The sequence below is a fragment of the Nocardia sp. NPDC060220 genome (assembly GCF_042727815.1).
GTDB lineage: Bacteria > Actinomycetota > Actinomycetes > Mycobacteriales > Mycobacteriaceae > Nocardia.
Window position 1 is genome coordinate 1 of record NZ_JBHWZY010000107.1, and the last position, 12130, is coordinate 12130.

Here is a 12130-nt window from a genome sequence, read left to right on the forward strand (position 1 = left end):
GTTCCTCTACGCGTCTACCTGCTCGGTCTACGGCGCCGCCGGAGCCGACCTCGTCACCGAGGACGCCCCGCTGCGCCCGATCACCCCCTACGCCGAGAGCAAAGTCCGCGTCGAAGACGATGTGGCCGCGCTGGCCGACGACAACTTCGTTCCGGTATTCCTGCGCAACGCCACCGCTTTCGGCTTCTCGCCGCGGTTGCGGGCCGACATCGTGCTCAACAATCTGGTCGGCTACGCGGTGCTCACCGGCGAGGTGAAGGTGCTCTCCGACGGCACCCCGTGGCGGCCCCTGGTGCACGCCGCCGACATCGCCGCCGCGTTCGCCACCTGCCTCACCGCGCCCGCCGCCGACATCTCGTGCCGGGCGTTCAACATCGGCACCGAGGTCAACAACCTCACCGTCGCCGAGATCGCCGCCTCGGTGGTCGACGCGGTCCCCGGATCCCGGCTGCTGATCACCGGCGAGAACGGCGCCGACCCACGGTCCTACCGGGTCGACTTCTCCTACGCGCGTGCGGTTCTCGGCTTCGAGGCGCAGTGGACGGTTCCCGCGGGCGCGGCCGAGCTCTACACCGAGTACACCGCGCGCGGACTCACCGCCGACGCGTTCTTCCGCCGGTACACCCGGCTGCCGCACCTGCAGGGCCTGTGCGACTCCGGGGTGCTCGACGCACAGCTGCGCCGGATCAGTGCGCCGGCGTCAGCGTAGCCAGCAGCGCGGCCCAGGTCCCGGCCCGCGCGTCACGTGCGGAGACCGGGCCGACGGGCAACGGCCATGCGATGGCCAGTTCGGGGTCGTCATAGGCGACCCCGAGGTCCTCGGCGGGATCGTGCGGACGGTCGATGCGGTAGCAGACGTCGGCGATCTCGGTGAGCGCTTGGAACCCGTGCAGGAAACCCGGCGGCACATAGAGGTGATGGAACTGCTCGTCGTCGAGCCGAAACGCCTGGCGCGCACCGAAAGTCGGCGAACCGGGACGAATGTCGACGAGCACGTCGTGCACGGCGCCGTGCGCGCACCGCACCAGCTTGGCCTCACCGCGCCCGCCGCGCCCGTGCATGCCACGGATCACCCCGCGCACCGACCGCGACTGCGAATCCTGCACGAAGGCCGCCGCCGCACCCGGTACCCCGAGATGGGCGTCGAACTCGCCCGCGTCGAAGGTACGGGTGAACAACCCCCGCTCGTCCCGGAACGGTTCGGGAACGAGTACCACTACGTCGGCCAATTCGGTCCGCTCGATACGCACGAGGCCATACTCCCATGACCCACCGATGCCGCGGCTGCGCGAAGACCGCGCTCGTTCCCGTCCTCGATCTCGGCGCGGTCCCGGCGGCGGATCACTTTCCGCCACGTGACGCTCCGGTCGCCGCCACCGAATCCGGCCACCCCCTGCGGATGGACCGGTGCGCGGCATGCGGGCTGGCTCAGCTGGCCGACGACGACACTGTCACCGCAGAGCCCCGCGGTATCGAGCCGCTGGCCCTGCGCGACCAGGCCGCCGAGGCGGTGCGTCTGGTGCACACCGCCGGGCTGCTGCGCGGATCGACGGTCACCGAATTCGGTAGCCCGCACGGCGGCACCTGGCTGCCCCTGCTCGCCGAGCACGGCTTCACCGAGAACACCGGGGAACCGGCCGATGTGGTGCTCGACTGCTTCGGGATCATGCACGAACCCGATCAGCGCGCGGCCTTCGCGGCACGGGCCGCGGCGACAGCGCCCGACGGGGTGCTGCTCGTTCAATACCACTCACTGGCCACCATCGTCACGCAGGGACAATGGAACGCGTTGCGGCACGGGCACTTCGCGTACTACTCACTGGCCGCTCTGCGCACCCTGTTGCGGGCGGCGGGGATGAGCGTGGTCACCGCGTGGGAGTTCGACCTCTACGGCGGCACGGTGCTCCTGGCCGTTCGCCACGGCGATCACACCCCCGACGCCACCATCGACAGCCTTCTCGTCGCCGAAGCCGACGCACTGAGCGCGGCCGCCGAGTTGCAGCAGACGGTCGACCGTCATGTCCGCGCCCTGCGCGGTTGGCTGGACGCCGGTGCCGCGCAGGGCCGTCGGGTCTATGCCTACGGCGCCGCGTCGCGCGCGGTGGCGCTGCTGAGCATGGCGGGCGCGCACCGCGGCCTGCTCGCCGGGGTCGCCGACGCCGCTCCGGGAAAGCAGGGCTGCCGGATGCCCGGCACCGATGTGCCCATCATCTCCCCCGCCGAACTGGTCGCCGCCGAGCCCGACGTCGTGCTGCTGACGCTGCCGGACCTGCTCACCGAGGTGAGCGCCGCACTGCCCGAACTCGACGGGCGGTGGATGATCGACGATCCGGCGGGCCCACGCAACCGAGACAGGCATGGCAAGACTGTGGGATAGCCGACCTTATGTCGATCGGCGCATGATCGCAGGACGTGGGATACTCGGAAATGCCCAGCGCCGCACCATGATCGAGTTCGGGTCACCGCTGGACCGCCGCAGTGTCGCGGTGGCCGGTGCCCGGGTCGCAAGGGGAAATGCGGCGCCGAACGCAGCGTTCGACGGGCGAGTATCCAGGGGAAGAATTCTGATGAGGGGAACCACCGTGCTCGCACCACGCGCGCTCCGGATCGCGGCGATGGTATCGGCCATCGCTGTCGGTCTCGCCATGGGGTCAGGCGCCGCTGCTGCCGGAATCGACAGCAGCAGTACTGTTCTCGACGGCAAGAACCGCACCGTCGAGGCGATCCAGTCCGACACCCGGATCGACTTCGTCGCACCATTGGACGGCAATCCGCTCACCCGCGAATGGTTCCACAGCGGCGCGGCCTCCTACCTGGTCACCGGCCCCGACGCCGAGACCTGGTCCGGTCGCATCACGCTCGGCTATCAGGTCGGCTACCCCGCCACCCTCGACGGCAGGATCAAGTTCGAGTGGTCCACCCCGAGCCTCGGCCTCGAGGTCGGCGCCGACGGCCCCACCGTGAAGCTCGACGGCCTCATCCCGCGCGCGGGCATCGAACTCGCCGCCGGCTTCGGCCCCGGCATCCAGGAGGTCGAGGTCGCCGGCGGTGAGATCGCCGGCGCCGAAGGTGTACTGCGTCTTTCGGGTTTCCACGGCACTGTCACCGGTGTGCTCGGCCAGACCAATGTCCGCCCATTCGTGCGGATCGTCGGCTCGTCCGGCGACACCGTCGTCACCTACGGCAAGACCTTCTCGATCTGATCACGACCCGATGGACCCGGCGAGCGAACTCACTCGCCGGGTCCATCGCTGTCACGGTGCCGTGGCGAGCAGAGCGTCGAGCATCTGCGGCAGCGTGCGCGACCGATCGTGTGCCGCCGCGACACGAGCCCGACCGTCCTCGTGCAAGCGCGACCGCAACCGCGGGTCACCGGTGACCCGCTCGATCGCCGCCCGCAACGCGACCGGATCGGCGGGGGGAACGCACACCATGACGCGGTCGTCGGCGTAACCACCGTGATCGGTGGCGATCACCGGGACACCCAGGCTCATCGCCTCGAGGACGACGAGCTGACCGGCCTCGGGCAGCACGCTGGCCGAGATCACCGCGTCCCAGCCCCGCAGGGTGGTCATCGCGTCAACCTGACCGAGAAAGGCGACCCGACCGGCGAGGTCGGGCTGTTCGGCGCGCTCGCGGAGCTCGGCCAGATACGTCACGTCGCCGGGCAATGCCCGACCGGCGATTTCGAGTCGCACCTCGGGCAACCCCGCGACGGCCTCCAGCAGAACGTGGTGGCCCTTCCATGAGGTCACCACCCCCAGGATGCCGACCACCGGTGGCGTGCGCTCGATGACGGGCGCGGGTTCGACCGGCCAGGTCACGCCGTTGCACACGACATCGACATCGAAGCCGCGCCGGCGCAGCGGCTCCGCGGCGGTCTCGGAGACCGCGATGGCGTGGCCCACCGCGGCACGGCCGGCCCAGGCTGCGCCGTATTGCCGTCGGCTGGCAAGGATGTCGTGGACCAACCAGGCCGCCGAGCGCCGATGCGGACAGGCCAGCGCCAGCGCGGGCAACGCCATGGTGGAATTGACGATGATCCGGGTTCGGCTGTCGCGCAGCGGCTTCCGAAGCCGCCATGCCGCACCGATCCAGTTCTTCAGCATCACCAGCGCGGCGGTCAACCGGCGCAGGCCCCGTTCACCCGCCAGCCCCAGCCCGGCGATGCCGATGTGCTCGACTGCGGCGGGCAGCCGTTCCCGCAACGGACCGTCCGGGCAGGCGACCCGCACCCGGTAGCCACGTTCCAGCGCCAAGTCCACGAGGGCCAGCATCACGTTCTCCGCGCCCGACGCCTGTCCGGTGTGAGCGACGAACACCAGCTCGCGCCCGTGGTTACTGTCCCGCACGGAGCACCTCCGCGCGGGCGCGGACCTGCGCCAGTGCCGGTTTCGCCGAATAGTCGCGACGGAGCATGCCGAAGTTGTCCTCCAGGTTCTGGCGATCGTCGCCCGCGTCGATCAGGGAGTAGACGAAAACAGGGCCGATATTGGGCATCGCCGCCATCGAGTCCAGGCCGCCGCCGAGTATCTCGGCTTGGGTCTGCTCGTCGACCGCGCGTGCTCCGGTACCGGTCGGCGCGCCGAATTCGGTGGGCCACAACCGCTTCGATGTGTCGCCGCGCGCGTCCATGATCGCCCGAATTCGAGTCAGGTTCTGGAAGGCGTTGTCCCGGCTCGGTGACGAGGGCAGTTCCGGATAGGAATAGGGGTGCACCGCGATGGCGTCGAAGTCGAGAGCCGAGCCCAGCGCGTAGAGGCGCTCGATGAACGTCGACGGCGCGATGTCGCGGCCGTTGTCGGCAGCGGGCGCCAAGCCACCGACCAACACCTGACCACCCGGCTGGCGGGTGCGCACGGCCGTCGCCGCCTGGTGGAGCAGCTGGGCGTACAGACCCACATGGGGCAGCGGCGCGAAGAAGCTGGTGACATTGGGCTCGTTCCAGACCTCCCAGTGCTTGATCTGATCGCGGTAGCGCTCGACCGCGTCGGCGACGAATTGGCCGAACAACGCGGGGTACGGGGCAACCTTGTTTCCGCCGGGCCCCGGGTCCTGACGTGCCCACGGCGGTGAGTAGGTGAGGATGGCCAGCACGTGCAGCCCATGGGCGCGCGCCGACCGCACCACCCGATCGGTCATCGACCAGTCCTTGCGGCCACGATCGTGCTCGATGAGCGACCAGTCCAGATCCATCCTGATCCAGGTGGCGCCCGCGTCGACCACGCCCTTCATCTGGCGGTCCAATTCGCCGGTGCTCAGCGTGAGCCACGAGTGCCCGCCCGCGATGCCGAGTCCGGTCTCGTTCACGCGCTCATCGAGCACGGTCGACATCGTCGGTGTCCCGCATCCGAGCAGGGTGAGGGTGAGAGCCACGGTGGTGATCATCCGAGCGAATCGCCACAGTGTCATCAGATTTCGGCCCTCGCACGCTTCGTATCGTCAATCCGTCGGTCCAGCGCACAACGCAGCCGGCGAGGAAAAGGTACAACACACCGGCCACCGTCGAGGTGACAATCCACGGCGGCTCCCACCGCTGCTGAATCATCGTCGCGGGGACGATCACCGCGGCGGCGACGGCGCTGACCGACACCACCGAGGTGACCGGGATCAACCGCCCGATCCGCACCGTGGCGACGAGCGCGAGCCACACCCCGATCAGCAGAACGACATTGGCCACCAGACCGGCGACGGCCGCGCCTTCGAACGACAGCCACGCGATCAGCGGCCACGACAACGCCAGGTCGACGGCCAACGCGAGCAACGCGATCCAGGGAATCAGGTAGTTGCGCCCGGCAGCCATCAGCGCGACCAGGCCCAGATGGGCCAGCGCGCCGAGCAGTCCGCCGATGATCTGGTAGCGACTCGCGTCGACCGCGGACACGAACTTCGCACCGAAGAGCAGGTCGATCACCTGGGTCGCGACCGGCCAGAAGGCGACCAGCGCGGCAAGACCGAGGGCCGTCAGCGCGGCACCCGACTGGCGGAAGTAGCGCCGGAATCCGGTGGGGTCGGCCGGCCATACCGCGATCAGCAGCGTGGTCAACGGGGCGACGACAGCGATCGCCGCGGTGTCGACGAGGTCGGCGAATTTCATACCGACCGCGAACATCCCGACGGATTCGAAGGTGTCGAAATGACCCAGCAGCAGCAGGCCGACCTTCTGCAGCATGATGATCAAGGCCAAGCCGATGCTCAGCGGCAGCGCCTCGCGCAGCATGCCGCCCCACCAGCGCAGTTCGACGCGGCGCGCCGGGATCGGTCCACCGAGCCCCCGCCCCACGCCGACGATCTTGATCGCGATGGCGATCAGTTCGTACACCACGGCGGGGATCACCACGATCAGCAAGGTCGGTGCCCACAGCACCGCCACGACGGTCAGCGCCACCTGGACAAGGCGGGCGATCGACTCCGCCGCGGCGACCAAGGTCAAGCGCATGGTCGACTGGAACAGCACGGTGAGCGCGTTGCTCGGCGTCGCGACCACCACGACCAGCCCCGCGATGGCTGTCGCCACGATGACCTGCGGTGGACAACCGAGCACCACCACATAGCCCAGGGCCACCCCGTAGCCCAGCAGCCCGAGTACGGTCCGCAGCGCGATGAACGAGCTCGCGATCTCGGCGACCTCGGCGGGCTCGCCGTGCACGAGTTTGCCGATGACCGCGCGCCCGACACCCAGATCGGTGACGATCGCGAGCATGCCGAGCAGACCGAACACGAAGGAGAAGTAGCCCCATTCGACCGCGGGCAGCATGCGGGCGGTGAGCATGGTGCCGAGCAGGCCGAGCACCGCGGCGAAGATCCGGCTGGCCAGCATCGCGGCGGTGTTGTTGGCGGCGGCCCGGCCCGACAGCGCGGCGCGGCCCCCGATCGGGCGATCGGGAACCGACGGTTTCGCCTCGGTCGTCACGGAATCAACCCGGCGCCGCGATAGGCGCCGACCGTCGCCTCGGCGGTGGCCCGCCAGCTCAGCGTCGACGCCGCGGCGAGACCACGCTCGCGCAGTGCGGTGTTACCGACGCTGTCGTGCAGCAGTGGGCGCACGGCCGCCGTCCACGACTCGACATTCGCGCGCGCGACCAGCACGGCGCCGTCGCCACAGACCTGTGGCAGCGCGCCGACCGCGCTGGCCACCACCGCGCCACCGCACGCCATGGCCTCCACCGGCGGCAGCCCGAATCCTTCGTACTCCGAGCAGTAGGCCACCACGGTCGCGGCCGCGTACAGCGCGGGCAGATCGGCGGCGTCGACATAACCGAGACCGATCGCGGTGGCCGGGGCCTGCGGACCGGTGGATCCGGCCCCGGCCAGCACGAGCGGAATGTCGAGGGCACGCGCCACTTCCGCGAGCATCCCGACCTGTTTGCGCGGCTCGACGGTCCCCACCTGCAGGATGAATCGAGGCGGCAGGTCGTAGTCCGCACGCACCCGGTCCACCGCGGAGGCCTCGGGGACGCGCGCCCAGTCGGCGGGAGCGAGCGGCACGACGACCGCCGCACGGCCGAACTTGTCCGCGATCCGTTCGGCGGTGAATTCCGATACCGCGATCAGCAGATCGGCCCGCATCAACGACGTCCGGACCAGCAGCTGTTCCCCGCGCGCCCGATAGCGGCTGAACGCCCACGGCACATCGAAAACCGACAGGTCGTGCACCGTGGCGACCGTGGCGCGCGGCCCGACCAGCGGAAGGTCGACATCGAGGCCGTGGAACACATCGAATCCGCGCAGCGGCGCGACGCCGTGCCACGCGCGGCGAGCACCCGCCGCCACCGGCCGCGACACCGCCGAGACGGTGGACGGCAGCGAACTCGCCGCGTCGGCTTGGACCAGCGCCGACAGCTCGGCACCCGGCAACAGCGCAGGCAACTGCGCCAGCAGTTCCCGCTGATACGTCGATACCCCGGCGCCGTCGGGTCGGTAGGCCAACGCCCCGAAACACACGGTGGGCCGGCTGTTCGCAGCAGAATTCATGACACCTGTTCGGGGACGGGGCTGCGCTCGACGGCCTGGGCTGGGGAGTGCTGGGAGACCGCGCAGCCGACGACCGCGGCGAGCAACCAGAAGTAGAAATCGCTGGGAAAGATCTCGAAGTAGCTCGACGCGACCGCCGCGACCGCACTCGACAACACGGCCGCCGCGACCCCGAGGGCCAGTGCGGCGTCGTTGCCGGTCATCGTGCGCGCCGAACGCAACGCCAGCAGATAGATCACCACCAGGATCGCGCAGAACAACCACACCCCGATCGGCCCGAGTTCGATGAGCAGCTTCACGTAGTAGTTGTCGGGTTGGTACGGGCGCCCGTAGATCTGGACTTCGCCGGTGGCATAGGGCAATTTCTCGGCGGCCGGGCCGAGCTCGGCGACGAGTTGGGCCGCCTTGGCCGCCCCCGTGGAGCCGAGGCCCTCACCGAACGGATGACTCGGAACCGTTCTGGTCACGACCTTCCACCCGGTCTCGCGTGCGGCCAGGCTGTCCGAGGACAACAGCGAACTGCGCGCCTGCGACGACGCCCCGACGCCGGCCACCACGATCAACGCGACCCCGCCGATGATCACCGCTTTGAGTTGTCGCCGATAGCGGACAACCGCGAGCACCAGCACACCGATCAGCAACCCGAGGAGCGCGGCGCGCACGACGCTGGCCGCGACACCGGCCACCAGCACCGGAGTCGTCAGCAGGAACAGTCGATTGCGTAGCCGTCGCGGCGCGGCCAGCGCGACTGATCCGCCCACCAGCAAGACGGTGACCAGATAGAACGCGAACGGGAACGGTTGGTTGAACGATCCGAACGAGCGCATCAGACCACCGGAGAACCGGATCGTCTCGTTGAATTTGTAGCCCATCTCCGCGAGCCCGGCGGGCCCGATCGCCTGCTGCGCCAAGCCGAAGACCGCGATTCCGACCGACTCGACCATCATGATCGTGATGAGCAGATCGCGATCGCGCGCGGTGAACGGACGCAGGTACAGGATCAGCGGCACCACGATGAAGTAGAAGAACGTGATCTTGATCGCGAAAATGCCCAGAATTCCCGCCGTCAGGAACGCCGAACCGACCCCGAACACACACAGCACCACGCCGATCGACCACCACGGCAACGCCGGACGCGGGTCGACTCGCCCGTGGGGCACGAACGCCGCCACCGCGAGGGTGAGCAGCAGCATCGCTTCTTTCCAGCCGTCGACCCGCATCCACGCCGGCGCGATCAGCAGCAATCCGTTGAACGGCACCAACGCCGCCACCAGCAACACCCCCCGTTGGGGCCGATGCCAGATCCAGCGCAGGAAGACCCATGCCACCGGCAGGGCCACCACGTACAACAGGGAGCTCACTGCCGCGCGCCTCGCCCGAACAACCGCGCGGCCCGCGCCGATACCCGGACCAGCGCCTGGCGCAGCACGCGACCGTCGCCGATCAGGACATCGATCACACCGACGCGGTCAGCGAACTGCCGACGGTGATGGTGGTTGAACCGCAGCACGTCGGCGAATTTGCTCGCCGACGATGTCGTACTCGAGTAGTTGAACACCGATGCGCGGTTGATCGCGAGCACCCGATCGTGGCCGAAGAACTCTCCGCGTCCGCACAGCCGCGCGACCAGGTCGACATCCATCGCGTACAGGAAGTCCGCGCGAAAACCGGTGGTAGCGGCGAAATCAGCGCGACGGAACAGGAACGCCGCGGTCGGGCACACGTCGTCGGGTAGTTTGCGTACGAGCGTGCGCAGTACGGTCCGCGACGAGCATCGGCCCACCAGTCCTGGCAGCCCGCGCCCCCGCGCGAGGACCACACCGTCGTCGTCGACGACGTCGAACTTGGCGCCGGCGACCGCGATCTCGCGATCGTCCATCGACTCGACCTGCGCCGACAGGCAGCCCGGGGCGATCATGTCGTCGGCGCAGACCAGCTTGACCAGCTCGCCGCCGGCCAGTTCGATCGCCCGATTCCAGTTCTGCTCGATCGGCAAGGTGGTGTCGTTGGTGTACAACCGAATGCGCGCATCGTCGAACGCCCGCACGAGATCACCCGTGCCATCGGTGCTCGCGTTGTCGACGACCACGATCTCGAGGTCGTCGAAATCCTGCGCGCTGATCGACTCCAGCGTCTCGACAATCGTGCGCGCCGCGTTGAAGGCCGGTACACATACCGACACTCGAACCCCCACAGCCGTTACCCCTCAATGACATCCATTTGCCGACGGCTCAGCCGTCCCGCACCCATCAAGGGCGAACGTAGATCAGACTACCTGGAGGGTCCCGCGGATGTTCGCCGTGGAATTCCCAGCGACTTACCGGCGAGTGAACAGTGCAGGTTCGGCGGGGTTCGGCCGCGTTCGCCGACGCGACCGTCCGGCCGACCTGAGGTATCGTCATCGCAACTCGGTCGTGCCGAAGTGACGGCCGTACCGGCTTCGGGGGCCGGTGATCGAGAAGTGTTGATGCGTGAAATGTGGGGGAAGTGTGAGCAGTACCGAGTCGCCGTCGACCGCCGACCTCGACTCCGGCGGGCGGTCGATGCCCGTGGTGAACATCGCGGGCCACCTCCGCCAGCTGATCCGGGTCCTGCCGTTCGCCCTGGTCGCCGCGATCATCGTCGGCGGCGCGGTGTGGTTGGTTCGTGACGGGAGCGAGCGGACCTACCAGGCGAGCATCACCGTCCAGATCTCGCAGCCCTCCATCGGCGCGGTGTTCAACGAACTGACCCAGCCCTACATCGTGATGGTCACCGATACCCGCGTGCTCTCGGATGTGGTGAAGAACGGGCTCGCACCCTCGGAAGCGGATCTGCGCTCGCGGGTGTCGGCGATGACCGGTCCCGCGCCGTCGTTGCTGATCATCACCGCCGAGGCCGGCTCGCCCGAGCAGGCCTCGAAATTGGTCGTGGCGGTCGAACAGTCGCTCGACAGCGTCGGTTCCCAGATGCGGACCGAGGCGATCGCCCGGTCCGCAGCCGACCTGGAGGCACACCGGCGCGCGGTCGAGGACACCTTCTCCAAGCGGCTCTCCGATGATCCGCTGCGCCCGGAGTTGAGTTTCGACGCCCGTGATGTCGCGCGCGAGACCGAGTTCCGCCAGGTACTCGGCCCGGCGCGTCTGACGGTGCTCACCGCGCCCTCCTGGGAACTGGTCGCCCCGCACCCGGTACAGGAAGGGCTGTTCGCCGCGCTGGCCACAGTGATCGTGGTCGCCGAAGGTCTGGTGCTGGCCGGGGTGGCTCGTGGCCGTCGACGTGGCGGCAAGAAGCCTGCCGATCCCACGGGGGCCGACATCGACAAGGTCGCGCCCACGCCGGAAACCCGAGCACCCGAAAACCGTGCTCCCGCGGTGGAAACCCGTGCACCCGCCGCCGATTCCCGGATGCGCGCGTCGCCGACTCCCCCGGCGTCGTTCGACACGCCGCCACGCCGCGCTGCCCCGGTCACCCCGCGCTCGGCCACCCTCTCGCACGATCCCGAGACCATGGCGCTGCCTCGGGTCGGGTACACGCCGGGCAGTCCGCGCGCGACTCCCACCGAACCACGCGACAGCTAGCTCCGCGGCGTGACCATCTCCTACCGAAGCAAACAACGGCCGAGCGACCGCGAATTGTCACAGCTGACCCTCGGCCCGGTGCGGCACAACGGCCACGAGATCCGATTGCGCCCACCCCGGATGTCGGATTTCGCCGCGTGGCGCGAGATCCGACTGCGTGATCGCGCCCATATCGAACCGTATTGGAGCACCTCCCCGCTGCCGTGGGAACGACGGCACACCGCGCGGCGCTGGGCGCGCGAATGTCTGCTGGCCCGTGCCGACATGCGCGCCGGACGCCGCTACACGGGTGCGATCGAGGTCGACGGACAATTCGTCGGACAGTTGGAGTACTGCGTCATCGACACTGCGACGAGGACCGCCGAGTCCAGCGCCTGGATCGACGCCCGCTGGGCAGGCCACGGGGTGATCACCGTGGCGGGCGCGATGCTGCTCGACTACGGGGTCACCGCGCTCGGGCTGGTACGCGTTGTCGCGCCGATCTCGCCCGCCAACCTGCCCGCCGCCGGATCGGTGCGCGCCCTCGGCTTCCGCAAGGAAGCCACCATGGCCGTGGCCTTCGACGCGGGTGGGTCGCTGCGTGACCACGCGTTGTG

12 protein-coding genes are annotated in these 12130 nt (G+C 69.1%); 5 read left to right on the plus strand and 7 right to left on the minus strand.

Going from position 1 to position 12130, the window contains the following annotated elements; translation table 11 throughout:
- Window positions 1-709 (plus strand): NAD-dependent epimerase/dehydratase family protein (locus ACFWF3_RS08230; RefSeq protein ID WP_379313016.1); only part of this gene is annotated, 709 nt, incomplete at its 5' end.
- On the opposite strand, the gene ACFWF3_RS08235 is transcribed toward ACFWF3_RS08230, so the two are convergent.
- Complete coding sequence (locus ACFWF3_RS08235; protein WP_378991895.1) at window positions 687-1250, minus strand: dTDP-4-dehydrorhamnose 3,5-epimerase family protein; 564 nt, start codon at window positions 1248-1250, stop codon at window positions 687-689. The genes ACFWF3_RS08230 and ACFWF3_RS08235 overlap by 23 nt on opposite strands.
- A gap of 14 nt (window positions 1251-1264) precedes the next feature.
- On the opposite strand from ACFWF3_RS08235, the gene ACFWF3_RS08240 reads away from it, so the two are divergent.
- Both ACFWF3_RS08240 and ACFWF3_RS08245 read left to right on the plus strand, forming a co-directional pair.
- Window positions 1265-2377: a class I SAM-dependent methyltransferase gene (locus tag ACFWF3_RS08240; protein ID WP_379313017.1), complete on the plus strand. Its 1113-nt coding sequence runs from the start codon at window positions 1265-1267 to the stop codon at window positions 2375-2377.
- A gap of 190 nt (window positions 2378-2567) precedes the next feature.
- The gene (locus tag ACFWF3_RS08245; protein WP_379313018.1) at window positions 2568-3203 is read left to right on the plus strand and encodes an MspA family porin; all 636 of its coding nucleotides are present in this window, start codon (window positions 2568-2570) and stop codon (window positions 3201-3203) included.
- A gap of 51 nt (window positions 3204-3254) precedes the next feature.
- Here ACFWF3_RS08245 and ACFWF3_RS08250 read toward each other — a convergent pair whose 3' ends face one another.
- Genes ACFWF3_RS08250 through ACFWF3_RS08275 form a run of 6 tightly spaced genes read right to left on the minus strand, consistent with a single transcriptional unit; the run spans window position 3255 to window position 10168 of the window.
- Entirely contained in the window at window positions 3255-4352 is a 1098-nt protein-coding gene (locus ACFWF3_RS08250) for a glycosyltransferase family 4 protein (protein ID WP_379313019.1), read from the minus strand.
- Entirely contained in the window at window positions 4339-5376 is a 1038-nt protein-coding gene (locus ACFWF3_RS08255; protein WP_378991891.1) for a beta-xylosidase, read from the minus strand. The genes ACFWF3_RS08250 and ACFWF3_RS08255 overlap by 14 nt, the downstream gene beginning before the upstream one ends.
- Window positions 5315-6913 carry an oligosaccharide flippase family protein gene (locus ACFWF3_RS08260; RefSeq protein WP_379313020.1) on the minus strand — a complete coding sequence of 533 codons (1599 nt, stop codon included), beginning with the start codon at window positions 6911-6913 and terminating at the stop codon, window positions 5315-5317. Before ACFWF3_RS08260 ends, ACFWF3_RS08255 begins: the two co-directional genes overlap by 62 nt.
- Window positions 6910-7974 carry a glycosyltransferase family 4 protein gene (locus ACFWF3_RS08265; protein WP_378991889.1) on the minus strand — a complete coding sequence of 355 codons (1065 nt, stop codon included), beginning with the start codon at window positions 7972-7974 and terminating at the stop codon, window positions 6910-6912. The genes ACFWF3_RS08260 and ACFWF3_RS08265 overlap by 4 nt, the downstream gene beginning before the upstream one ends.
- Window positions 7971-9335: an O-antigen ligase family protein gene (locus ACFWF3_RS08270; RefSeq protein ID WP_379313022.1), complete on the minus strand. Its 1365-nt coding sequence runs from the start codon at window positions 9333-9335 to the stop codon at window positions 7971-7973. Before ACFWF3_RS08270 ends, ACFWF3_RS08265 begins: the two co-directional genes overlap by 4 nt.
- Window positions 9332-10168, minus strand: coding sequence for a glycosyltransferase family 2 protein (locus ACFWF3_RS08275; protein WP_379313023.1), 837 nt, complete (start codon window positions 10166-10168; stop codon window positions 9332-9334). The genes ACFWF3_RS08270 and ACFWF3_RS08275 overlap by 4 nt, the downstream gene beginning before the upstream one ends.
- A gap of 295 nt (window positions 10169-10463) precedes the next feature.
- Between ACFWF3_RS08275 and ACFWF3_RS08280 the strand changes: the two genes are divergently transcribed.
- Both ACFWF3_RS08280 and ACFWF3_RS08285 read left to right on the plus strand, forming a co-directional pair.
- A complete protein-coding gene (locus ACFWF3_RS08280) occupies window positions 10464-11534 on the plus strand; it encodes a hypothetical protein (RefSeq protein ID WP_379313024.1) in 1071 nt (356 codons plus the stop codon).
- Window positions 11535-11543: 9 nt separating this feature from the next.
- Window positions 11544-12130: GNAT family N-acetyltransferase (locus tag ACFWF3_RS08285; protein WP_379313025.1), on the plus strand; the 587-nt coding region annotated here is incomplete at its 3' end.